This is a genomic window from Nocardia sp. NPDC004123 (assembly GCF_053603795.1).
Window position 1 is genome coordinate 350,232 of record NZ_JBSGGG010000001.1, and the last position, 24,406, is coordinate 374,637.

Annotated in this window: 17 protein-coding genes and 2 pseudogenes; 2 read left to right on the forward strand and 17 right to left on the reverse strand. The window is 67.5% G+C overall.

The window, feature by feature from the left end:
* Positions 1-39 precede the first annotated feature (39 nt).
* The 15 genes and pseudogenes from ACWEQQ_RS01570 to glf all read right to left on the reverse strand — a co-directional run bounded on the left by ACWEQQ_RS01570 (position 40) and on the right by glf (position 20,136).
* A complete protein-coding gene (locus ACWEQQ_RS01570; protein ID WP_452339254.1) occupies positions 40-981 on the reverse strand; it encodes a cutinase family protein in 942 nt (313 codons plus the stop codon).
* A 38-nt stretch (positions 982-1,019) separates the two neighbouring features.
* A complete protein-coding gene (locus ACWEQQ_RS01575) occupies positions 1,020-1,556 on the reverse strand; it encodes a DUF732 domain-containing protein (protein WP_452339255.1) in 537 nt (178 codons plus the stop codon).
* A gap of 511 nt (positions 1,557-2,067) precedes the next feature.
* A pseudogene (locus ACWEQQ_RS01580) lies at positions 2,068-3,855 on the reverse strand (alpha/beta hydrolase-fold protein); the annotation flags it as partial.
* Positions 3,856-4,128: 273 nt separating this feature from the next.
* A complete protein-coding gene (locus ACWEQQ_RS01585; protein ID WP_452346774.1) occupies positions 4,129-5,106 on the reverse strand; it encodes an alpha/beta hydrolase in 978 nt (325 codons plus the stop codon).
* A gap of 193 nt (positions 5,107-5,299) precedes the next feature.
* A pseudogene (locus tag ACWEQQ_RS01590) lies at positions 5,300-6,652 on the reverse strand (alpha/beta hydrolase-fold protein); the annotation flags it as partial.
* 118 nt (positions 6,653-6,770) lie between these two features.
* The gene (locus ACWEQQ_RS01595; RefSeq protein ID WP_452339257.1) at positions 6,771-7,814 is read right to left on the reverse strand and encodes an alpha/beta hydrolase; all 1,044 of its coding nucleotides are present in this window, start codon (positions 7,812-7,814) and stop codon (positions 6,771-6,773) included.
* 355 nt (positions 7,815-8,169) lie between these two features.
* Entirely contained in the window at positions 8,170-9,174 is a 1,005-nt protein-coding gene (locus tag ACWEQQ_RS01600) for an alpha/beta hydrolase (protein WP_452346775.1), read from the reverse strand.
* 204 nt (positions 9,175-9,378) lie between these two features.
* The gene (locus tag ACWEQQ_RS01605; protein WP_452346776.1) at positions 9,379-10,425 is read right to left on the reverse strand and encodes an alpha/beta hydrolase; all 1,047 of its coding nucleotides are present in this window, start codon (positions 10,423-10,425) and stop codon (positions 9,379-9,381) included.
* A 289-nt stretch (positions 10,426-10,714) separates the two neighbouring features.
* Positions 10,715-11,803: an alpha/beta hydrolase gene (locus tag ACWEQQ_RS01610; protein WP_452339260.1), complete on the reverse strand. Its 1,089-nt coding sequence runs from the start codon at positions 11,801-11,803 to the stop codon at positions 10,715-10,717.
* Between the two features lie 336 nt (positions 11,804-12,139).
* Positions 12,140-13,183 carry an alpha/beta hydrolase gene (locus ACWEQQ_RS01615; protein ID WP_452346777.1) on the reverse strand — a complete coding sequence of 348 codons (1,044 nt, stop codon included), beginning with the start codon at positions 13,181-13,183 and terminating at the stop codon, positions 12,140-12,142.
* Positions 13,184-13,454: 271 nt separating this feature from the next.
* A complete protein-coding gene (zomB, locus tag ACWEQQ_RS01620) occupies positions 13,455-15,440 on the reverse strand; it encodes a flagellar motor control protein ZomB (RefSeq protein WP_452346778.1) in 1,986 nt (661 codons plus the stop codon).
* Between the two features lies 1 nt (position 15,441).
* The gene (locus ACWEQQ_RS01625) at positions 15,442-16,389 is read right to left on the reverse strand and encodes a decaprenyl-phosphate phosphoribosyltransferase (RefSeq protein WP_379387520.1); all 948 of its coding nucleotides are present in this window, start codon (positions 16,387-16,389) and stop codon (positions 15,442-15,444) included.
* Between the two features lie 26 nt (positions 16,390-16,415).
* A complete protein-coding gene (locus ACWEQQ_RS01630) occupies positions 16,416-17,000 on the reverse strand; it encodes a phosphatase PAP2 family protein (RefSeq protein ID WP_379393091.1) in 585 nt (194 codons plus the stop codon).
* Positions 16,997-18,943: a glycosyltransferase gene (locus ACWEQQ_RS01635; protein WP_452346779.1), complete on the reverse strand. Its 1,947-nt coding sequence runs from the start codon at positions 18,941-18,943 to the stop codon at positions 16,997-16,999. Before ACWEQQ_RS01635 ends, ACWEQQ_RS01630 begins: the two co-directional genes overlap by 4 nt.
* A complete protein-coding gene (gene glf / locus ACWEQQ_RS01640) occupies positions 18,940-20,136 on the reverse strand; it encodes a UDP-galactopyranose mutase (protein ID WP_452346780.1) in 1,197 nt (398 codons plus the stop codon). The genes ACWEQQ_RS01635 and glf overlap by 4 nt, the downstream gene beginning before the upstream one ends.
* A gap of 376 nt (positions 20,137-20,512) precedes the next feature.
* On the opposite strand from glf, the gene ACWEQQ_RS01645 reads away from it, so the two are divergent.
* A complete protein-coding gene (locus ACWEQQ_RS01645; RefSeq protein ID WP_452346781.1) occupies positions 20,513-21,745 on the forward strand; it encodes a hypothetical protein in 1,233 nt (410 codons plus the stop codon).
* A 206-nt stretch (positions 21,746-21,951) separates the two neighbouring features.
* On the opposite strand, the gene ACWEQQ_RS01650 is transcribed toward ACWEQQ_RS01645, so the two are convergent.
* Positions 21,952-22,707, reverse strand: a complete 756-nt coding sequence (locus tag ACWEQQ_RS01650) for a MerR family transcriptional regulator (RefSeq protein ID WP_452339268.1) — start codon at positions 22,705-22,707, stop codon at positions 21,952-21,954.
* Between the two features lie 113 nt (positions 22,708-22,820).
* The gene (locus tag ACWEQQ_RS01655) at positions 22,821-23,273 is read right to left on the reverse strand and encodes a DUF4189 domain-containing protein (RefSeq protein WP_452346782.1); all 453 of its coding nucleotides are present in this window, start codon (positions 23,271-23,273) and stop codon (positions 22,821-22,823) included.
* 285 nt (positions 23,274-23,558) lie between these two features.
* On the opposite strand from ACWEQQ_RS01655, the gene ACWEQQ_RS01660 reads away from it, so the two are divergent.
* Positions 23,559-24,290 carry a S1 family peptidase gene (locus ACWEQQ_RS01660; RefSeq protein WP_452339270.1) on the forward strand — a complete coding sequence of 244 codons (732 nt, stop codon included), beginning with the start codon at positions 23,559-23,561 and terminating at the stop codon, positions 24,288-24,290.
* The last annotated feature ends 116 nt before the right edge of the window (positions 24,291-24,406 follow it).

Here is a 24,406-nt window from a genome sequence, read left to right on the forward strand (position 1 = left end):
AGGGTGCGCCCGAACGCATAAGGTTCGCTGCGCAACGGCTTACATATGTGCAGGGTGCGGAGCGTTTTCGATGAGACCCGACGCCCAGTTCACCGTCCACTCGGTGGCGGTGGTGCCGTTGTCGTCCACCTGGTATCCGTTGTAGAGGCTGTGGACCGGATTGCCCGCGGCGCGGACCAGGATGTTCAGGCTGCCGAGGATATTGTTCGGGCTCAGCGCCTGCCGAGGGGAATCACAGATCAAATCGCCTGCGGCACAGATGGTGAAGGTGCGGCCGGTGAGCTTGCCGTAGCCGCCGCGCGGTCCGGTCATGGTGATACCGGGGACGTTCAGGCCCTTGAGCGCCACCTCCGCGCCCACGCCGGGCGGGGTCGGGCCGATCTCGATGGCCTCGCCCGGATCGCCGACATCGCGGCGGCCGTCGGCGATGGTCGTCACGCCCAGCACCAGATCCTCGGCCACCGGGCCCTTGCCCGCGCCGATCTGCGTGGCGATGTCACCGACGATCACCGCGCCCTGCGAGAAACCCGCCAGAACGTAAGTGGTGAGCGGGCATTGGGCGGCGGTCTGCGCGAGCTTGTCGGTGGCCCGCTTGGCGCCCTCGGAACGACTGTTGTTGTAGGAGGACTGCCCGTCCGGCGGAATGGCGACCGGATTGGAGAACTGCGCCACGTACGGGACGGTGTAGACCTCGACCCGCTCATCGGGGAACTTGGCCCGAATCGGGTTGGAGATGTTCAACATCAGCGACGCCGGGTTCGCGGCCGGGCTGTAGGGGTCGTCGTGGCTGTTCGACTCCCAGGTGCCCGGTACGGACAGCATGAGCACGTCCGGGCAGGTGGCCGGCTGCGAACTCGGACGGGGCGGGGCCGGCGGCTTGGGGCCGGGCAGCCGCAACCGCCCGGCCAGCAGGTACCACAGCAGCAGCGCCACCACGACCACGATCACGATCGCGGCGATGGCGAGCAGCAGGCAACCCACTGGTCGCGACCGGGTTTGTCCGATTCGGCGTCGCGTCGTCACTTGTTGCAGTAGCTCTTCGAGGCGACGTCGTAGTAGATCTTGCCGGCCTGCTCGACCGTCATCTTGGACGGATCGAAGGACGGATCGGAACCGGCGATCGCGGTCACGTAGGTGATGATCTGATCCTGCGGGGCGTTCTCCGACTTACCCTGGCACACCAGGTTGGCCGCGGTGACGGCGATGTCCGGGGAACCCGGGGTGATACCGGCCTTCTTCAGGTCGTCGAGGAAGCTCTTCTCCTTGTCCGACAGCGCCGGGGAGCCGTTCGGGGTGGTGATGAACTGGCTCGGCACCGGCGCCGGGCGCTCGGCCGTGGAGCTGGGAGTCCCGGCATCCGGCGCGGCCTGCGGAGCCTGCTGGTCCGTGGACGGCGCGGCGTCGCCCGGGGTGGCGGGCGCGGCGGCCGTGGTCTTGGTCGTGGTGAGCGTGGGCGTGCTCTTGGCGGTCGAGTCGTTGCTACCGCAGGCGGCGAGCAGTCCAGCGGCGGCGAGGGCGGCCACCACGCCGAATACCTTTCCACGGGTACCGTGCATCAATTTGCTTCCTATATCTGTCCAGGGGCAAGAGGTCGTCCCCAGGCTAGCCGCAACCCGGGACGGAGTCCCGGGCCACAACGGAACCACATCCACTTCTTAGGGCCGATTAGGGCGGTTCGGCCGGAAAGTCTCAGTTGGGACGGACCTCCGGACCCAGCGCCGGAATGGGCGCGGGCTGCGCGGGATCGGCAGGTGGGGGCTCGGGTGCCGGGGCCGGAGCCGCGGCAGGCGCCGGAGCCGCGGCAGGCGCAGGTGCCGGAGCCGCGGCGGGTGCGGGTGCCGGAGCAGGTGCGAGGGTCGCGGCCGGCGCGGCAGGAGTGGCGGGGGCGGCGGCCGGGGTCGCCGGCACCGGGACCGGGACCTCGGGGGCGAGGGCCGGCGGCAGCGGCAGGGCGGGCAGACCCGGCAGCGGGAGTGCGGGCTGCTGGGCGGCCGGCCGGGCCGGGTCCGGCTTGGGTTGCTCGGCGCCGGGGATGGCGATCGGGCGGCCGTCGAGGGTGGCCGCCGCGGCCCGGCCGTCGCGGATAGTGATGGTGCCGCCCTGGAAGGTCTGCTGGGCGCCGCCCGGGGTCGGGCTCTCGTCGGAGATCGGGTAGCCGAGCGGTCCGTTCTCGAATCCGGTTGCGCCCCAGGCGTCCATGATCGGACCGGCCCGCACGCCCCAGGCGCCCGAGAGCGGGCTCCAGTAGATATTGCCGCCCTCGAACCCGGACCAGCGGCCGAAGTCGCGCACCGGCTGCTCACCCGAGGTCGGGAAACCGTAAGGGCTGTTCTCGAATCCGAGCTGCGCGTACTTGCCCAGGATCAGGCCCTGCACCAGGTGCGCGCCGGTCCTGGCGCTGAAGTACATGGGCCCGTTCTCGAAACCCTGTACCGCGCCGTCCTTCTGGGGCGTCCGGGCCTCCTGGCCGGTGGGGTACCCGGCCGGGCCACGCTCATAGCCCTGCCTGGCCCATTCGTCGAGGATGGCCCCGCGCACCGCCTGCGCACCGGTCTGCGGGGTCCAGTAGATCGACCCGTGCTGGAACGGCTGCAGTCGGCCGCGGCCGTCGGGCAGGCCGCCCTCGCCCGCGATCGGGAAGCCCAGAGCGCTTGCCGCCGCGCCCAGTCCGCCATAGCTGCCGCCGATCGCACCCGCGACCGGCTGGGCGCCGGTGGCCGGCGAGTAGAACACCTTGCCGCCGCGGAAGTCCTGGGCCACGCCGCCGGACAGCGGGTACTCCGCGGTGAGGCAGTCACCGAGCCAGGAGTTGCCCTGCGCCACCGGCGCGATCGCGCCACCGGTCCTGCAGTCGACGGGGGTCGCGTCCACGCCCAGCGCGGTGGCCGTCTGCGGCCAGGCCTGGCGCATCTCGAAATCCCAGTACGGCCAGGTGTGGGTGCCGGACGGGCGGTAGTTCACCGAGACGGGGATGTTCAGCTTGTCGAGTTTGGCCACGAAGTTCTGGCTGCTCAGCCGGGACAGCACCTCGAGGCCCAGGCCCGCGTAATTGCTTGTGATGCCCGGAACGTCGGAGAGCGGGTCGGTCGTGCCCGCGACGCCGTTGCCGCTGGAGACGTAGAGGGCCACGCCCTTGAGCTTGTCGGCCAGCTCGTAGGGGTCGTGTTCCTTCCAGGCCGGGCTGCCCGGCGGGCCGAACATCTTCGCCGAGTCGAAGCCGCCCGCGTCGTGCATGGCGAAGTCGACCGCCTGGGGCATACCGAGCGAGGTCAGGGTGAGAAAGCCGGAGTAGGAGGCGGCCGAGCGGACCCAGCCGGGATTGCGGGCGGCCAGCATCATGGCCGCGGTGCCGCCCATCGAGAGTCCCTCCACCGCACGCGCATCGGTGGCGCGGAACTGGCTCTCCAGCAACGGCGGGAGCTCCTTCACCAGGAAGGTCTCCCACTGGTAGTTGTGGCCGTTGTCGGGGGCCAGCCAGTCGGCGTAGAAGCTGGACTGGCCGCCGATCGGCAGCACCACCAGGGCATTCTTGTCGGCGTAGAAGCCGGCCGCGCCCGCCTCCTTGGTCCAGCCGTTCTCGTCGTCGGTGGCCCGCAGACCGTCGAGCATGTAGACGACGGGGAACCTGGCATCCGGCTTGGCGTTCCAGTCACGCGGCAGCAGCAACTGGACTTCGACGGGTGCGCCGGTGGCCGGCGAATTCACCCACAGGGCGACCCGGTGGTCGTTGAGCCACGACATCTTCTGGATGGACGCCGCGGGTACGGCGGGCGCATCCGGCGCGGCGCTTGCTGGTCCGCACTGCGCGAAAGTGCCCGCGGCCAGCGGAAACAGCGCCGCTACAGCACATGCCATCCAGCGCACGCGCCTGCTTTTGATCCCACGGACAACTCTAGCCACACAAGTGTTGTACCTCCGCAAGCGCGCGAGCCCCGGCAGGACACACGGAAACGGACAGTTCCACAGCAAACGTCCAGTTGTCGACCCGCCTCCCCACATCTTCAGCGCACAGCCGCGAGCCGTCGGCGTCCCGCACGCGTTCCGGCGGTCAGATGGCAAACCGATTTCGCACCCCGGAGTTACCCCGACCGCCACGAAATCAGCTGCCACGTCGGCATCCGTCCGGAATCAAACCCCCAGGGCGGCGAGGATGTCGGGGCGGGCGGTGGCCAGCTGGTCCTGCCAGTAGGGCCAGGAGTGGGTGCCCTGGACCTGGAGGTTGTAGTGGGCGCCGATGCCGAGCTGGGTCATCCGGCCGACGAACGAGAGGGTGTTCACCATCGACAGGGCCTCCAGCGCAACGGCATTCGCGGTGTTGAAGATGCCGACGGGGGAGTCCGGGTGGTCGTGCGGGCCGAGCACGCCCCACGACGCGGAGATGAACATGGGCAGGTTGCGGAGCTGCGGTGCGAAGACGAACGGGTCCATGCGCAGCCACTGCGGGCTCCACGGCCAGGCCATCGAATCGACATTGAAACGGCCGGCATCGAGCATGGCGATGCGGATGGCCTCGCGCATGCCGGGCGCGGAGATGTTCAGGTAGCCCGAGAACGAGGAGGCGTGCTTGAACTGGTCGCGGTGATAAGCGGCCAGCGCCAGGGCCGCCGACCCGCCCATGGACAGTCCGGCCACCGCATTGTTGGTCCGGGAGACGCCGTAGCCCTCGAGGAAGGCGGGCAGCTCGTCGGTCAGGAAGGTCTCCCACCGGTAGGTGAACTTCTGCCCGTTGGTGTTCGAAGGCGATCGCCAGTCGGTATAGAAGCTGGACTGCCCGCCGACCGGCATCACCAGGGTGACATTGTCATTGGCGAATTGCTGCAGGGCATTGGTCTCGAAGCTCCAGGCATTGGAGTCGTCGCGGGCGCGCAGGCCGTCGAGCAGGTACAGCGCCGCGCCGCCGCCGTGCGCGGCCCACTGCACCTGCACCTTGATCGGGCCCATGCTGGAGGGCACCATCAGCTCCTCGAAGCCGCCCTCGCGGGCGCGGTGCTGAGGATGCGCGGGCATGGCGAGGGCGGGCGCCGCCAGCGCCGGGAGCGCCAGCACGGCCGCGACGACCGCGAGGGCGCGCCGCCAGCCGCGTCTGACGCGGGCGCGTCCGGACATCCGAATCGAACCGTGCTGCGGGCATGACGAAGCGCCCTGTACTGCCATAGAGATCGATCTCCTGAACCGCAGGGGGAACCACACCGACGTGACGGGAGTCACGGACAACGGTGCACTCTACCGTCGATCCGGAGGTAATCGGCGGGTATCCGGTTCAGCTGGCGTGTATCTCGGCCCTGCCGTCGTGGAAAACGATGGTGCCGTGCTGGAAAGCCTGCTGTGCTCCGCCCGGTATGGGCGTTTCATCGGAGGTGGGAAAGCCGAGTGCGCCAGCGGGTCCCGCCGCCCCCGCGTACGCGCCGCCGATCATGCCACCCACCGGATGCGCGCCGGTGGCCGCCGACCACACCACCCGCCCGCCCCGGAAGTCCTGCGCCGCACCACCGGCCACCGGATACTCCGTGGTCAGGCAGTCGCCCAGCCACGACTTCGCCAGCGCCACAGGCGCAATCGCGCCCGCGGCGGCGCAGTCCGGCTTGGTCGCCTCCACGCCCAGCGCGGCGGCCGCCTGCGGCCAGGACTGCCGCATCTCGAAATCCCAGTACGGCCAGGAATGCGTGCCGGAGGGCCGGTAGTTCACCTGCACCGGAATGCTGAGCTTGTCCAGCTTGGCCACGAACTGCTGAGAAGAGAAGCGCGACAGCACTTCCAGCGCCATGCCGACCCAGTTGGTGCTCACGCCCGGAACCCCGGCCGGAATATCGTGGACGCCCGCCAGGCCGCTGCCGCTGGACACATACAGGCTGAGGCCCTTCAATTTTTCCGCGAGCGCGTAGGGATCGTGCGATTCCCATTCCGCGTCGGTGGGCGGGCCGTACATGGCGTCGGCGTTGTAGCCGCCCGCGTCCCGCATGGCGTACGCGATCGCCTGCGGCATACCGAGACTCGTCAGTGTGAGGAAGCCGGAGAAGGACGCGGCGTAGCGCACGAATCCGGGATTGCGGGACGCCAGCGCCATGGCCGCGGTGCCGCCCATGGAGAGCCCGGTCAGGCCGCGCACATTCGTGGTGCGCCAGTCGCGGTCCAGCAGCGGCGGTAATTCCCTGGTGAGGAAGCTTTCCCACTTGTAGGTCTTGCCGTTGTCGGGCTGCTTCCAATCGGAATAGAAGCTGGCCGCGCCGCCGACGGGCAGCACCACCGTGATGTTCTTGTCGGCGTAGAAGCCTTCCGCCCCAGCGTCTTTGGTCCACCCGCTCTGATCGTCACCCGCGCGCAGACCGTCGAGCAGGTAGAGCACGGGAAATTTGCTGTCCGGCTTGGCTTTCCAGTCTCTGGCCAGCAGCAGTTGCACCTGGATCTGGGTGCCCATGGCGGGAGAATCCACCCACAGGGCGACACGTCTGTCGCTCAGCCACACCACATTTCGAATATCGGGCTTGGTGGGTTTCGCGGGTTCACCCGCTGGTGGAGCGCCCCCCGGTTCCGCGAATGCCGTTGCGCCCCCACCGGCAACCCCACCCGTCAGCAAGGCCGTCGTGGCTACCGCGAGCGCGACCACCCCTCTGCGGCCGCCGCTCCCCCATCTACCAATTGCCACAGCTGTCACAGTAGGTTTCTACCGCGTCGCGGCGAATGATGGGGAGGCATAAAAGAACCGGCCATCCTGTCGGATGGCCGGTTCATTCGTTCACGCTATCGCCCGGGGCGAGCAGCGGTTGTTCCTACTAGGCGAGACCCAGCGCGCTCAGCATCTGCGGGCGGGCCTTCACCAGCTCGTCGTGCCAGTAGCGCCACTTGTGGGTACCGGTCGCGGTGAAGTCGAACTGGGCCGGAACGTTGATCTGCCCCAGCCGCGCCTGGAAGGCACGGGTGTTCACGCTCGCCAGCGCCTCCAGCGCGATGGCGTTACCGGTGTTGAAAACGTCTGCGGCGGAACCGACGCCGTCGTACGGGCCGGGGATGCCGTTACCGGACGAGATGTACATCGGCAGACCCTTGAGCTGCGGCGCGAACACGAACGGGTCCATGCGCAGCCAGGCCGGGCTCCACGGCGCGGCCATCGAGTCGACATTGAAGCGGCCGGCGTCCAGCATGGCCAGGCGGATGGCCTCACGCATGCCCGGCGCGGACAGGTTCAGGTAGCCCGACATCGAGGTGGCCTGCTTGAACATGTCGCGGTGGTAGGCGGCCATCATGAGGGCGGCCGAACCACCCATGGACAGACCCGCGATGGCGGTGTTGTTGCGCGAAACACCGTAGCCGGAAAGGAAATCGGGGAGCTCCCTGGTCAGGAAGGTCTCCCATTTGTAGGTGTACTTCTGGCCGTTGGTGTTGGACGGCGACACCCAGTCGGCGTAGAAGCTGGACTGACCACCGACCGGCATGATGACGTTCACGTCGTCGTTGGCGAAGATGCCGGGGGCGTCGCCCTCATCGGCATTGGCCCACGCATTGCGATCATCGCGGGCGCGCATGCCGTCGAGCATGTAGACCGCGGAGCTGCCACCGTTCTTGGCCCACTGCACCTGGACCTTGATCGGACCCATGCTGGACGGCACCATCAGCTCTTCGAAGCTGCCCGGAATACCGCGGTGCATCGGGCCGAACGCCGGGGCGGCCGAGGCGATGGACGGGACGGCCAGGGAGGTGGTCGGGACTGCGAGCGCCGCCGCGGTTACGGTGGCCGCGACAAGCCGTGTGCGCCAAGCACTCTGCGCACGGCGTCGCGACGAAACTCCTCCCGGCACGGCAGACCTGCCGAAACGCATGGATATTGCTCCTTCTCTACCGCAGCACTGCGCTGCTGCGGTGTCTTAAGTTGTCAATCGCGTACCCCCGGCATGACAAAGCCATGCGCGGACATGCGCAATCACCGCTCACAGCGAATCCCGACACTTCCCTGTGAGTGAAGCGCTACCACGGGTTGGTCAACACTTGCTCGCTGGAGGGTATTCGACGCTCCGAGCGGTTGGCAAGGCCACGCTAATGAGTGGCTGGTTCAGTGAATCAACTCAGTCACTATCGCATACGACCGTAATGGTGCGGTGACCATATCGCGAATCCCTCGTGATGTCGCGGCAACGTGCAAATCCCTTACGCCGCAAGGAAGCTTGGCGGTTTCGCTCAGCCGAGGTTGGCGCTCAGGTCCGGCAGCATCTTGTAGACCTGATCCGACCAGTAGGGCCACGCGTGCACACCCTCGGCGGTGTAGTCGAACACCGCATTGCTGGGACCCAGGGAGTCCATGCGCGCCTGGAACGCGCGAGTATTCGTAAGCGCTATGGATTCCAGACCCATCCCGACCGTCACGTTGTACGCGTCCAGCGGGGTTTGCACGACATCCCGCGCGCCCGGAACACCGCTGCCGCTGGAGATCCACATCCTGGTGCCGTTGTCCCGCAACATCGGCGCGATTTCGAAAGGATCGTTGCGCAGCCACAATTCGCTCCAGGGCGGCCCCCACATGTCGTCGATGTTGAAGCCGCCCGCGTCCAGCAGCGCGGCCCGCAGGGCCTCCCGCATGCCCGGGCCCGATATGTTCAAATAGCCGGAATACGATCCGGCATAACGGAACTGATCCGGATGATAGGCCGCCAGCACCAGCGCCGCACTGCCGCCCATGGACAGCCCGAACACCCCGTTCCCGCGCGGATTGAAGCCCAGCCGGGCGGCCAGCGCCCGGCGCAGGTCCCGGGTCAGGAAGGTCTCCCAGGCATACGGCACGGTCTGGCCATTGGTATCGGACGGGGCCACCCAATCCGAATAGAAGCTGGACTGGCCGCCCACCGGCATCACCACATTGATGTTCCACGCGGTGAGCGCCCGCTCGATATCGGTGTTGATCTCCCAGCCGGAAAGGTCGTTGCGGGCGCGCAATCCGTCCAGCGCGTACACCACGCGGCGGGTATTGCCGTCATGGGCGCGGAAGATGCGCGACTTGATCGGGCCCATGTCGGAATCGACCCAGAAGTCGTAACCGCCCGGATCGAATGACGCATGCGCAGGCGTCATCCCCCAGATTGTCCCAGCCAGCGGAACCGTCACCGCCACAGCCAAAACCGCCAAGAACGCCCGGACCGAACCGGCCATTGACCGCTGCACCCACTCGCGTACCCGAACAGACCGCATCGACTCGCCTTTCACGAGCGTGGTCTCCGATGACCACATCCGAAATGCAGAAGCTGTTGTCGCAGGATCTTTCTTAGGCGCATATTCGGAGTCGCCGGGCAGCGAAACACCCCCCGCGACCAAACCGTGATGGAGCACCACCCCGGTGCGGAACACACGACGGCCGCCGTCCACGAGGACGGCGGCCGCTTCCGGGAGTCGGGTCTATCCGATGTGCGCGGACATATCCGGGATCATTCGATAGGCGTCGTCCTGCCAGTTCGTCCAGGCGTGCAGCCCGGTGGCCGGAAAGTCCCAGACAATGTTCTGCGCGCCCAGGCTGAGCATGCGGACCTGGAAAGCGCGAGTATTGGCCAGCGCCAACGTTTCCAGCGGCGCGCCGCGGATCAGCCGGTCGGCCGCCACGCCGAGCGGGATGTTCAGATCGTCGGGCCTGGGCGCGCCACTGCCGGCGGAGATCCACATCCGGGTGTTGTTGGCGATCAGGGTGGGCGCGAAGACGAACGGGTCCATGCGCAGCCACTGGGGCCCCCACGGCGGAGCCATGGAGTCCACGTTGTAGCCGCCCGCGTCGAGCATGGCGCCCCGGATGGCCTCGCGCATACCGGGCGCCGAGATGTTCAGGTAGCCGGAGTACGAACCGGCGTAGCTGAAGAAGTCGGGGTGGTACGCGGCCAGGCTGAGCGCGGCGCTGCCGCCCATCGACAACCCGAACACGCCGTTGCGATAGGGATTGAAGCCCAGGCGGTTCTGCAGCTCCCAGCGCAGATGGTTGGTGAGGAAGTCCTCCCAGGTGTAGCGGTAGCTCTTGCCCGGGCCGCCGCCCATGGACTCGGTGACGCCCGACCCGGTGCTGTAGGCCGCCGATCCGGTGCCCGGCGCGGCGCCGAAGAACGAGCTGGGCGCATCCCAGTCGGCGTAGAAGCTGGACTCGCCGCCGATCGGCATCACCACATTGATGTTCTGATCCGCCATCACCTCGGCGACATTGGTGTTGATCTCCCAGCCGCTCAGATCCTGCTGGGCGCGCATCCCGTCCAGGACGTAGGCGACGCGCTGAGTATTGCCGTCGCGAGCGCGCAGGACACGGGTCTTGATCGGGCCCATGCTCGGCGAATCGACCCAGAAATCGAAGATGGCCGGGTCGAACGCCGCGGTGGCCGGTGGCGATTCGATCACCGCCATCAGGGGAACCAGCAGGGCGGCAGCGGCGACGCCCAATACCTTCCGTGTGAAGCCTCGAACCCGCATCGACCCAGCCCTTCTCGGTTTGAGCAGAACATTGATCACGCAGAACAGATCTTCGCTACAAACTGAGTATCGGATGCCCAACTGGGCGTGTCCCGTGCGGTCGCTACGGCGAGTCGCGAATCGATCCTCAACGATTCGGTACCGCGCCCTCAACGATCCAGAGCCACGCGCAGGCCTCCCTGCCATTTCCGCCGCGTATCCCTGGCGATCCAGGACAGGGTGGCGAGACATGCGAAAAGCCCCCGCCTGAGCAGGCGGGGGCTTTCTGCAGCGTGGAGACCCGGCGCTGTCAGCCGATATTGGCCGAGAGATCCGGCAGCATCCGGTAGACCTCGGCGTTCCAGTTGTTCCAGTTGTGGACACCGGTCCCCGGGAAGTCGTAGGTGACGTTGCCGGCGCCCAGGGACGCCATCCGAGCCTGGAAGGCACGGGTGTTCGCCAGGGCGAGAGCCTCGAGCGGCATGCCCTGGATCACCGACATCACGCCCGAGACATCACCCGCGCCGGGAATCGCGCTCGCGGCCGAGATCCACAGGCGAGTGTTGTTGTCCTTCAGGCGCGGCGCAAAGACGAACGGGTCCATGTGCAGCCACTGCGGGCCCCACGGCGGAGCCATGGAGTCGACGTTGTAGCCGCCGGCGTCGATCATGGCCAGGCGGATGGCCTCACGCATGCCGGGCGCGGAGATGTTCAGGTAGCCGGAGTACGAGCCCGCGAAGCTGAACTGATCCGGGTGGTAGGCGGCCAGGGTCAGCGCGCCGGAACCACCCATGGAGAGACCGAAGACGCCATTGCGAGTGCGGCTGAAGCCGAGCCGGCTCTGCAGCGCGCTGGGCAGGTCCTGGGACAGGAAGGTCTCCCAGGTGTAGCGGTAGCTCTTGCCGGGGCCGCCGCCCAGGATCTGGAGGGCGCCCGAGCCCGACGACGAGCCCGAGGCCGAGCCGGAGCCCAGCTTGGCGGAGCCGGAGGACGAGCCGGCGCCGTCACCCACGCCGAGCACGCTGCTGGGCGCGTTCCAGTCGGCGTAGAAGCTGGACTGGCCGCCGATCGGCATCACCACATTGATGTTCGCCGCGGTCAGCGCGTGCGCGATGTCGGTGTTGATCTCCCAGCCGCTCAGGTCCTGCTGGGCGCGCATGCCGTCGAGGGCATAGACGACGCGGGAGGTATTGCCGTCGGCCGCGCGGAAGACGCGCGACTTGACCGGGCCCATGGACGCCGAGTCGACGTAGAAGTCGAACCCGTCGGGGTCCAGTGCCGCGTTCGCTGTGCCGACGCCGACCGCCGACACCCCGAACGGCAGTGCAATCGCCAGCGCCAATCCGACCACGGAATTCTTGAGCCAACCGCGGGATCTGTGACGTCTATCGCCTCGCATTTATTTGTCCGGCCTTTCCGGTCGTTCGGTCTCACCGTGTGCTCGTAACCACGTTTGAGGTCTCGGCGACCCTATCGTGCCCGGGCCAACGAGACGTTATCCGATCGTGACAAAAGTGACGAGCGCCACTGTCGATGAGGAATGTGGCGCACATCAGCGCCAGCTTGCGACTCGAGAGTCGAATTCCGCCCCCGCAGACTCATGCACATCAACTATCACTCCATACTGCGCGAATCACACTGCGCAACTTCAGCATCCCCGATAACGCAAGGCGAATATCCAAGGCGCGCTGCGTCTCTCGAAATTCTCAGAGAATTCACCGCCGACCGCCCCGGCTCACCCGATGTTCGCGGACAGGTCCGGGAGCATCCGATTCAGCTCGGCTTCCCAATTGCGCCAGTTGTGCACGCCGACGGCCGGGAAGTCGTAGACGACATTGCCGCCACCCAGCGCCGCCCAGCGGGCCTGGAAGGCCTTGGTGCCGACCAGCGCCACCGCTTCGATGCCCATGGCCTCGATGGTCGAGGCATTGATGGCGTCGGTGGACGCGGGCAGGCCGCTGCCCGCCGAGATGAACATCTTGGTGCCGTTGGCCTTCAGCTTGGGCGCGAACTGGAACGGATCCAGGTGCTGCCACTTCAGGTCCTTCGGCCCGGCCAGCGCGTCGATGTTGTAGCCGCCGGCGTCCACCATGGCCAGCCGGACGGCGGTGCGCATTTCGGGCAGCGACAGGTCCAGCGCACCGGACAGCGAACCGGCGTAGGCGAATTGGTTCGGGTGGAAGGCCGCCATCATCAGCGCGGAACCGCCACTCATGGACAGGCCGAAGATGCCGTTGCGAGTCGTGCTGAAGCCCAGCCGATCCTGTAGCGCGTTGGGCAGATCGGTGGTGAGGAAGGTTTCCCACCTGTAGGTGTAGGACTTGCCGGGACCGCCGGAAAGTACCTGGGTGGCACCGGATCCGGACTGCACGGAGGCGGTGCCCGCCGGCATGCCGAGGAAGGTGCTCGGCGAGTTCCAGTCGGCGTACCAGCTGGATTGGCCGCCGACCGGCATGACGACATTGATATTGGCGGCCGTCAGCGCGTGCGCGACATCGGTATTGATCTCCCAGCCGTTGTCGTCCTCGCGCGCGCGTTCACCGTCCAGCGCGTAGACAACCCGGTTGGTATTGCCGTCTGCCGCGCGGAAGACGCGTGACTTGATCGGGCCCATGCTGGAATCGACGTAGAAGTCCATCCCGTCCGGACCGAAGGCGGCCTGCGCGGCGGGCGCGCCCAGGACCGATACCCCCATCGGCACCATGGTCGCCAATGCCAAGGCCAGCACCGACTTTCGCAACCAGCTCCGCGCCCCACCCTGAACCGTCACGCCCCGCATATTCGGCCTTCCGTCCGTGCGCCCCGGGCCTCCCTGTCCGCCCGCCCAGGTTCGTATTGCGACAACCGTTGCCGCACAGCAGGTTTCTGGTCGGCGCCGGGAGTACTCGCGGAGCTTATCGCGAAACCCGCGCCGGGGTGTTACCAAATCGAGATAGCTAACCACAACTCACACCCCTGAACGTGACGTTTCGGTCAAACCCCCTCACGGACAAGCGAAGACCCCGCATCCGGACCGGATGCGGGGTCTTGTCATACGGGCAGCGCGCGGATCACCTCGGCGGCGCGGGCGGCGCCGGCTGCGTCGGATCCTCCAGATGGCAGCGCTGGATCTCGTACTTCGGCACCCGGTCGATGCGGTACTTCGCGAAGTCGAACGCCTGCATCAGGTTGTGCCGCCAGCGGTCGAAGGTCAGCGGCGCCCGCGAGGAGGCCAGCATCGCCTGAGTATCCGGGCAGGACAGCGCCGTTCGGGCCTGGTCGCTCCACTTCTCGTCCAGGAACCACGGCATCCACGGGTGCCGGTCCACCATGCCGGTGTCCACGACCACCCAGTCGGGGTAGAGGTTCTTGTCGTGCCCGATGCGGCCGTCGGTGAGCCGATCGGTATGCGAGGCAAGCGGATACGCCAGACCCATCTGGTCGATGACACGCACGTCCAGCGGAACGTTCATGCTGGTCATGCCCAGATTCAGGAAGAAGACCACGTGCTCGCCATTGCCCTCCGGCACCGGCGCGGGCACCAGATACCAGTTCATGAACGACGGCGAGTTGAGCAGCAGTGCCCCGTCCGGCGAGTTGGCGATGTCCCGGACCATGGCGCGCATGCGCGGATAGTCCAGGTAGTCCTCGGCGCGGATCGGGTGGTCGTGCCCGGTATTGAGCACGTAGTAGATGCGCTCGTCCACAATGCCGTTGGCGCGGATCTTGGTCCCGGTGGTGATGGCGGTGGTGTTCGCCGCGAACAGCGCCCAGCCCGCCGTGCCCACGAAGGCGGCCGCCACCAGTACGAAAGCCCAGTCCAGGCCACGCATTCCGGACTCACCCCGGCCGAAGCCCCGCGCGGGCCGCAGCGGCAGCACCGACACCGGCAGGAGCAGCAGGAACAGCTGCGGCAGCAGCATGCGGCCGTGCATGAAGTCGCCGCCGACGCGAACCTCGTAGACGGTGAGCAGCACACCGCTGCCGACCATGAGCGTCACGATCGCGGCGGGGGTGCGCAGCCACCCGCTGAAGCGGTGAATCCGCGTGCGCCAGTTCTCGTCTCCGGCGCCGGCGGTCGCGTCCGCGGCGGCCGGATGCTCGGCCCGGTGCTGCCGGACCAGCACGATCGCGGCGATCGCCAGCACCAGCAGCGGCAGCCACAACCAGTACGGACCCACCAGGTCCCACAGGTAGATGACGCCCTGGTGCCACTTCGCGCCACCGGCGTCCTTGGCCACGGCGGTATTCGGATAGGGCAGGCCGTAGTAGCCCATCCGCCAGATCTGGTATCCCAGCGGCACCAGGCCGGCCACCGCCACCACCAGGCAGCGGAAAACCCAGGGCCGCAGCCGGGTTTGCGGCACCGGCGCGCAGAACAGGATCAGCAGCGCCGGGCCGCCGACCACCGTCATCTCCGGCCGCACCAGCGGCGCCAGCCCGGCGAAGAACACCAGGCCGAAAAACCCTGCGGGACGGACCTGTTCGGCCTGACTCCAGCGAATCAGCCCCCACCAGAGCACCGCCAGCCAGAAGATGACCAGGCAGTTCTCCAGTCCGGAGGTGGCGTAGTCGCGGGCCGGGGGCAGCGCGATGTAGACCAGCGCGCCCGCGGGCACCAGCAGCGCGGACCGGGTGCCGCCCCACAGCCGGGCCGCGCCCAGCATGGCGAACACCATGGCCAGCACCGAGAGCGTGAGCGTGATGCCGAGCACCACGTACTCCAGCCGCATGTGCGTGAGCCAGCTGAAGAACCAGACGACGTAGGTCCAGGCCGCGCTGGTATTGGTCTCGACGCGTTCGCCCGGATTGAAGACCGGACCGTTGCCCGCCATCAGGTTTCGCACCGTGCGCAGGACGATCAGGCCGTCGTCGGCGATCCAGCGCCGCTGCCACGCGCCGGCCGCGAACAGTGTCGCGGTCAGCACGATCCCACCGATGAACGTGGCGCGGGATAGTCGCGAGAAGCGTGCGGAGGCATCCGCACGCCGACGGGCGCGACCGACCGGCAATTGTGCCGTCGGCGCGCCCGTCTCTCGCTCTTCTCCCTCTACCACGTCAGGTGAGATAGACAGCGACACCCAGGGCTCCGATCAAGGCGACTGCGAGGAACTGGAGGACACGGTCCCCCAGGGCGATCTCTTCCGGCTCACCCGCTTCGCCGCCGTCGACGTCCACCGCGTACCGCATGATGGCGATGACGAACGGAATCATGGAAATGGCGAACCAGATGGTGTCCTTGGCGCGATCCTGCTCGAACGCCCACAGACCGTAGAACACGACGACAGCGGTGGCCGACAGGGTCCAGACGAAACGCAGGTAGGTCGGCGTGTAGTACTCCAGCGACTTCCGGATCTTGGCGCCGGTGTCGAGCGCGATCTTCAGCTCGGCGTAACGCTTTCCGGCCGCCATGAACAGCGAGCCGAACGCCATGATCAGCAGGAACCACTGGGACAGACGGATATCCGAGGAGACGCCACCGGCGACCGCGCGCAGCAGGAAGCCCGAGGACACGATGCAGATGTCCAGCACCGCCTGGTGCTTGAGACCGAAGCAGTAGGCCAGCTGGATGCCGATGTACACCGCCATCACCACGGCCAGATGCCAGTTCGCGGTGAAGGACAACAGGATCGAGCCGAGCAGCAGCACCGCCGATAGCCCGTAGGCCAGGTTCACCGGCACCACGCCGGCCGCGATGGGCCGGAAACGCTTGGTCGGGTGCGCCCGGTCGGCCTCCACGTCGAGCGCGTCGTTGACCAGGTAGATGCCCGAGGCGGCCATGCAGAACACCACGAAGGCGATGGCGACGTGCCCGAGCACCGACAGGTCGGTGATCACGAGCGTGCCGCCGGCGGTCTTCCCGGCGGCCAGCGGCGCGGCGAGCACCAGCACGTTCTTGATCCACTGCCGGGGGCGCATGGCCTTGATCAAGCCGCCGCCCAACGTCTTCGGCGGTCCCTTGATGACCGCCTCTGCCAGGTCGGTGGTGGTCGGCTCTTCGCTCATGTCAACGGTGGCTCTTTCCTGGGCTGTCACTTGGCGAGTCTCTTTTCGGCGGCGAGCACGGCTGCGGCTGATGCTGCGCCCAGCGCGGAACCCGCGAGCACGTCGGAGGGGTAATGCACGCCGAGGACGACCCGGGAGAGCAGCATCGGCGGGACGAGCACCGCAGGCAAGGGTAGCCCGGTGAGCCTGCCCAGCAACACAGCCGCCGCCGTGGTGGAGGTGGCGTGCGAGGACGGGAAGCTGAGCTTCGACGGCGTCGACACGTTGACCTGCACGGACGGATCGTGCGGGCGGGGTCGGCGGACGATGCGCTTGATGACCACCGAGGCCGCGTGCGCGCCGAACGCGCCGACCGCCACGCCCGCCCACTGGCGGCGGCGCGGCTTGTCGAGCAGCGCTCCGGCCGCGGCGATGCCCAGCCAGCCCAGCGAGTGCTCACCGAAATGCGACATACCGCGCGCGGCCTTGACGACCGCCGGATGCTGCCCGATGGTGCCCTGCACCAGGTTGATGATCTTGACCTCGGCCGGGGACGCGACCGGGGCCGCCGGCGCGTCCGGGACCACGTGCAGGCCGCGGTCCGGGCCGGAAGCAGTGTGAGCAGCGGTCATTTGGGTTCGTTTCCTGATTCAGTATCGATACCGAAGACGTTCTCCCACGCGGCCTTGCTCGTGAGCTGCGCGTGCGCGCGACGGTACTGCTCGCGCACCTCCGGGAAGCGCTCGGCCAGCTCCTTGCGCAGGCGCATCGCTTCCTTGAACAGCTCCATGGCCTTTCGCGGATCCCGCTTACGGTAGACGACGCCGCGGCCGTCGGCAGTGGTAACGGTGACACCGTCCACCTGCGAGAGCAGGAACCAGCGCGCGTCCAGCGTGGGCACGTTCAGCTGCGGGGTCTCATGGTGCTTCGGGTTGGCCTTGCGGAAGTTGTGCAGCACGCCCTTGCCCAGCCGGGCCACTTTGGCGATCGGATTGCCCGGCTCGCCGACCGCGCCCACCTCGGCGTGCGAGGCCAGCGGCAGTTCGGTGGAGGACGGCACGACCACCGCGTCCGGGTACTCCTTGCGCATGGCGTGCACCTTGCCCAGCGCGGTCGGCAGCAGCTCGAACAGCTTGTCCGGTCCGGCCAGGTAGTCGCGGATCGCCTCGTTCTGGATGGCGACGGTCGAATACTCCAGGCACAACAGGTGTTTCAGCGTGGCCTTGATGGTGTTGACCACCATCGGCCGGCCGTCGTTGGGCAGGTGCAGCGACGCCACCACCAGGCGGTTGCGCAGGTGGAAGTAGGCCTGCCAATCGATGGCGTCGTCCTTGTCGGACCAGGCCATGTGCCACACCGCCGCACCCGGCAGGGTGACGGTCGGGTAGCCGTGTTCGCGTGCGCGCAAACCGTATTCGGCGTCGTCCCACTTGAGGAACAGCGGCAGCGGCTGCCCGATCTCCTCGGCCACCTGCCGCGGGATGACGCAGGTCCACCAGCCGTTGAAGTCGACGTCGATGCGCCGGTGCAGCAGCTTGGAGTTGTCGCGGTCGCGCAGCGGGTTCTTGGCGAAGTCGTGGTCGTACTCCACGTTCGGGGCCGCGGTCCACATGAAGATGGAGCGGTCCACCACCTCGCCCATGACGTGCAGGTGCGAACGCTCCTGCAGGTTGAGCATCTGGCCACCGGTCAGGATGGGCGACTTGGCGAATCGCGAGAAGGCCAGCGCGCGCAGGATGCAGTCCGGCTCGATCTCGATGTCGTCGTCCATGTAGACGATGTATTCGGCGTCGGTGGTCTCGAGCGCCTCGTACATGACCCGGCTGTATCCGCCGGAACCGCCCAGGTTGGGCTGGTCGTGGATGGCCAGCCGGCCGGCCAGGCGGGCCGCGGCCTCGGTGAAGCCGGGCTCGTCGACCACCTTGCGGGTGCCCTGGTCGGGAATGATGACGGCCTTGATCTTCGCCAGCACCAGCGGGTCGGAGCCGAGGGCGGTCAGGGTTTTCACCGCGTCGGTGGGGCGGTTGAAGGTCGGCATGCCGACGGCGATGCTGCCCTCACCCGGCGCCTCGATCGGCGCGTACCAACCGCCGCTGCGCATTTCGACATGGCTGTCGGTGGTGATGTCGAACCAGATCCAGCCGCCGTCCTCGAACGGGCCCAGATCCACCTCGAACTCCACGAAGGCGGCGGCCGCCGCGCCGTCACCGGGCGTGCTGAACTCGTTGCCCTGCACGTGGATTCGCGAACCGTCGGCCTTGGAGCGGTAGACGTCCACGCGACCGTGGCCGGACAGCTCCAGTTTCAGCACCACCGACTTCAGCACGCTCCAGCGCCGCCAGTAGCTGGCCGGGACCGCATTGAAGTAGGTGCAGAAGGAGACCTCCGACTCCGCGCCGATGGCCAGCGCGGTGCGCGTAATGGCATGCGCGCGACGGGAATTGGTCTCGGATTCCTCGAGGTACAGCTTGCGCACGTCCAGCGGTTCACCCGGGCGGGGCAGGATGATGCGCTGGAGCAGGGATACGGCGCGAGTCTCGGTGGTCATGTCTTCCCGCGTGAGTTGGGCGGTCATTCGGCGACGTCCACCAGCGGCGCACCGGATTCCAGGTGCGGGCGCAGCACATTGTCGAACATGCTGAGCGCGGCGCCGATGGCCATGTGCATGTCCAGGTACTGGTAGGTGCCCAGGCGGCCACCGAACAGCACATTGGCCTCGGTGGTCTCGGTCTTGGCGCGCTCCCGGTAGGCCAGCAGCTTGGCGCGGTCGTCGGGGGTGTTGATCGGGTAGTACGGTTCGTCGCCGGTCTGGGCGAAGCGCGAGAACTCGCGCATGATGACCGTCTTGTCGGTCGGGTAGTCGCGCTCGGGGTGGAAGTGGCGCGGCTCGATGATGCGGGTGAACGGCACGTCCGCGTCGTTGTAGTTCATCACCGGGATGCCCTGGAAGTCACCGGTTTCGAGCACCTCGGTCTCGAAATCGATGGTGCGCCAGCCGAGTTCGCCCTCGCTGTAGTCGAAGTAGTGGTCCAGCGGGCCGGTGTAGACGACCGGGGCGTCCGGGTTCTGGGCGCGGACCTCGTCGCGCACGTCGAACCAGTCGGTGTTCAGGCGCACCTCGATGTTCGGGTGCTCGGCCATCTTCGACAGCCACGCGGTGTAGCCGTCCTTGGGCAGACCCTCGTAGGTGTCGTTGAAGTAGCGGTTGTCGAAGGTGTAGCGGACCGGCAGCCGGGTGATGATGCTCGACGGCAGTTCCCTGGGATCGGTCTGCCACTGCTTGGCCGTGTAGTCGCGGATGAACGCCTCGTAGAGCGGGCGGCCGATCAGCGAGATGCCCTTCTCCTCGAGGTTGGTCACGTCCTTGCTGTCGATCTCCGCCGACTGCTCGGCGATGAGCGCCCGCGCCTCGTCCGGGGTGTAGTAGCGGCCGAAGAACTGCGAGATCATGCCCAGCCCCATGGGCAGCGGGTACGCCTGGCCCTTGTGCAGTCCGAAGACCCGGTGCTGGTAGTTGGTGAACTCGGTGAACTCGTTGACGTAGTCCCACACCCGCTTGTTGGAGGTGTGGAAGAGGTGCGCCCCGTACTTGTGGATCTCGATGCCGGTTTCCGGGTCGGCTTCCGAGTAGGCGTTGCCGCCCAGGTGATAGCGACGTTCCACCACCAATACGCGCTTGCCCAGCAGCTTGGCGGTGCGTTCTGCGATGGTCAGCCCGAAGAAGCCGGAGCCGACGACGATGAGATCGAACGGGGATGCGACGGTCACGGGTGCCCAGACTACTGGGTCCAATTGCCCTCCGCTTCGCTCCGGGCGGTTGGCGGCCCTGCGAGCTCGGTCTTCCCTCCTCCGCTTCGCTCCCCCGCTCCGTCGGTCCAGACCGAGCCGGGCCGCGAACCGTCAGTTTTGCCCTTCTTTGGGCTTTTGCCCCTCTGTGGGCTGTTGTGCGGTGGGCTCGGTGCAGTGGCGTGCGTCATTCCAGCGAGCGCGAAAGGTCGCAAGGTTTTCGCGCAGCGTTCACGAAAGCGCAGACAGCGGCGTCACGGGAGCTGTATTACATATCGACTCGAAATTGAACGACTGACCAGTTCCATGCCGTGTGCTTCGCGCGCGTGCCGTTCGCTCGACCCGGAAGACCACGTACATGCGCCTCGCACGCCTCGCCCCACTCGTGGGCGCGCTGACCATCACCGCCCTGCTGGGCACCGCCGCCCTGATCCCCGCCGCCGCTCCCGCCCGCGCCGACGACGGCGACAGCACCCTGGCCGCCGCCGAGATCGCCGACGCCGGCGATGTCTGCGGCAAGCCCGGCGCGGCCACCTTCGACGACGTCATCACCGCGGCGGCCACCGCCATCCGCACGGTGGTCCCGGCCGAGCAGCAGACCGCCTACGACCGGTCCGTCGACGACTTCCGGCAGAGCGTCGCCGCGATCCACGTGCACCGCCACGGATTCCTGCCGCTGAGCCCCGACGAGGTGAACGATCGCACCCAGTTCCTCGACGACCCGATCGTCACCTACATCGTCAACAACCTCGACGCCCTCAGGACCGGGCAGGTGCACCAGACCATCGCGCTCTCGCAGCTGAAGGTGCGCGACGTGGTCGAGGTCTTCATCCTGGCCACCCGGATCGTGAAGATCCCGGCCCAGTTCGCCGCCAGCCTGGTGCCGACCGTCGGCTTCGTGCTCAAGCCCGTCGTGGGTGCGCTGTTCAACGGCGTGAAGTCGCTGGCGCGGGCGGTGCAGTCGCAGCTGTCGGTGGGCTGCGGAGCCAACGGCGTCTACCAGAAGCTGCGACTCGATCTGCCCGATGAGCACGTGGACGTGCCGCAGCCGCTCATCGACCTGGCAAACCAGCTGGTCAAGGCCGACGGCAGCTGCACCCCGCTGGCCGAGCTGAAGACCTCCGAACTGGTCGAGCGCACCCGCAACTTCCTCACCACCGCCGCCGGGCTGCCCGTCGACCCGGCCGCCGTGAACGCCAATGCCGATGCGCTGCAAGGCTTCCTGCAGAGCAACCGGGTCGCCGACGTGATGATGCTGCGCCGTACCGAGCAGCTCGGACCGATCGTGGACGCGCTGGACTACGGCCCGCTCACCTTCCTGGCCAACCTGGGCTTCGACATCTACGAGGGCCGCGCCCTCAACACCGTGCCCCTGGCGGATGTGAAGGTGGAGAACGTCTTCGCGCTCATCACCTTCGCGCTCGACACCACCGGCCTGCTGCTCACCGTCGGCAACACGATCGCCGGATTCACCGGTGTGGCCTCGACCATCACGACTCCGCTGGGCATCGCCCAGACCATCGCCTTCGCGCCCGCCACCTACGGGGCGCCGATCCTGCGCGGTGTCATGCAGTCCGTGTGCGCGGCCTGATCCACCGACAGCACGAACAGCCGCCCGGCCGAACGACCGTGCGGCTGTTCGCTTTCCGAGTCGGTCGCTGCACACGTCGGCGCGTCGGCTGACCGCCCGCGTCCGGCGTGGGACGTAGACACGCGCATGACGTCGGAGAGGCACGCGAGTACGACCGGCGCGATGCTGCACCGCGATTCGCGGAGCTGCGGCGGCGGGTTTTCCGGCTACAGCCGAGTGTCGGCGTACACCCGCATCGCGTCGCGGACGTACTCGGCGGTTCCCTCGCCGTGCTTGTCGTAGTTCTTCGCGAATCGCGGGTCGGCTACGTACATGTCACCGAGACCGTTGAAGTACTGGGCGCTGACCGGTCCGCCCGTCGGAGTCGTACCGAGCCAGTCGTAGTGGCGCTGCACGATCGCCTGTACCTCGTCGCTGTCGACCGGGATTCCGTCCGAGTGGGCGCGGCCATAGTCGGCGGCGATATCCACGTGGGTCTGAAGGTGGGCCTTCTTTTCGGCCTCGCTCATGGAGTTCCACCAGCGGTTGCCACTCTCCCAGGCGTCCTTGCCCCAGCGTTCGATGACCTCGTCCCGGTACTGGGCGTGGTCGAATCCTTCGAATACCTCGTTCGCCATCAGTTGCTCACCTGCTTCCGTTTTGCGCAATGTGGTTTGCACCGAGGTGATTTGCCGCGCGATCCGGTCCTGCTCGTGTTTCAGCAATTCCAGATGGGTGCGCAGGGCGGCAGCGGTGTCCTTTTGCCCGGCGAGGACTTCGGCGATGGCCGGCAGGCCCAGGCCGAGTTCCCGGAGCAAAAGGATGCGCTGCAACCGTACGAGGGATTCCTGGTCGTAATAGCGATAGCCGTTGGATCCGATCCGGCTGGGCGGCAGCAGCCCGAGGTCACCGTAATGCCGCAGGGTGCGGCTGGTGGTTCGGGCCACTTTGGCCAATTCCTGGATGGACCATTCGGCTGCCACGTTCGGGCCTTTCGTTTCCCCTCGTTCTCCTCGACGAATTCAGGATGCAAGTTGACGTTGCGTCAAGGTCAAGCCTCGACCAGTATGCGCCCGTCCGGGGCGCGGACGACGGGCTACGCGCCGTCGGTGCACTGGCTGTAGCGGATGTGCACGGACTGCTTCGGCGGGGCCGAGCTGCCGAACATGGCCGGCGGCGAGGGCATCCAGTTGGTCAGCCGGGTCATGGCATCCCGCTCGGCGTCGGCGCGGTTGCTGCCCGAACCGCCGTAGTAGTAGGTGTGATCGTCGCTCTCGGCGATGGCGCCGCAGCCGTCCCGGAACTGCACCATGATCTTGCAGCCGCGGTGCCCGCACTGGCCCAGCGCGTCGGCGTCGGAGCCGCCCCAGCTCGGGTAGTTCCAGGCCGCGCCGTAGAAGGTGCCGCCGTCGGTGCTCATCGCGAGCGAGCCGTACAGCGAGCCGTCCGGTCCGCGCTCCGCGCTCGCGGTGCCGGCCCCCACCGTCGAAACCAGCACCGCGGCAGCGGAAACGAACATGGTCAGGGCGAGTTTGCCCGAAAAAGCCATTGGAAATTCTCCCCATTCGGCAGCGGCGAAAATGGCCGCTCCGGTTGCACTCCCGTGGTGCGATCACCACTGCCGGAGTTCTATCACGGGCCACCGACACGGCCAAGTCGGTTTCGCGCCGGAACCGGCTGCCGCGCAAAGCGTTCCGAATAGGCCATCGAATCGGTCGGTCCGGACGTGACTTGCGCCGGGTAGGCGGGCGTGACATGCTCCACGCGCGCGCTACCGGACTCCCGATTTCCGCGCGCGCACGAATTTCGATATTCGGGGGATGAGGAAAACCCAATGTTGTCTGCGGGCCGCGCCCGAGTTCTGTCCTGGGCGGCCGTGGCCGCCACCGCCGTGAGCTCCACGCTCCTGCTCGCCGGGCCCGCGGACGCGGCCGCACCGGTGGTGCTCGGCGGTGGTTCCGGCGTCTATGTCGAGGACCTCACCGACTCCAGCTCGGTCAACGACTGCACCATCACCGCCATCGGCTACGACAACAAGAACCAGCTCGTGGGCCTGACCGCCGGCCACTGCGGCGAGGTCGGCGCGCGCGTCGCGGCCGAGTACACCCGCTCCGGGGGCATCGGCGTCGTCGCCGAGAAGAGCGAGGAGATGGACTGGGGCATCATCGTGTTCAACCCGGACCGGGTGAACCCGACCCGTCAGGTCGCGCAGTCGGTCATCAATTCGGTCGGCGCGCCGCCGCAGATCGGTGAGAACGTCTGCAAGAACGGCCGCACCACCGGCTTCACCTGCGGCCCGGTCTGGGAGACCAAGTCCACCTACTTCCGCAGCCAGGTGTGCGCCAACCACGGTGACTCCGGCGCGCCGGTGCTGCGCGGCGACCAGCTGATCGGCATGGTGGTGGCGGGCACCGACTTCGACGCCGGGCCGGTCAGCATCGAGCTGCCGCTGTGCACCGGCGGCGGCAACCTGATCCACGAGCCGGAGCTGGCCACCAACATCAGCACCGTGCTGGCGGATATCGACCGGCACGGCGGAGCGGGCGCGGGCTTCCACGTCGCCTGATCTCCGAGACAGTTCTACGCCGCGGGGCGTGACCGGGTCCTCCGGTCACGCCCCGCGGCGCATTCGACAGGTATTCGGTTGTGCCGTGCGGTTTTTCGGTAGCGGACGGTGAATCT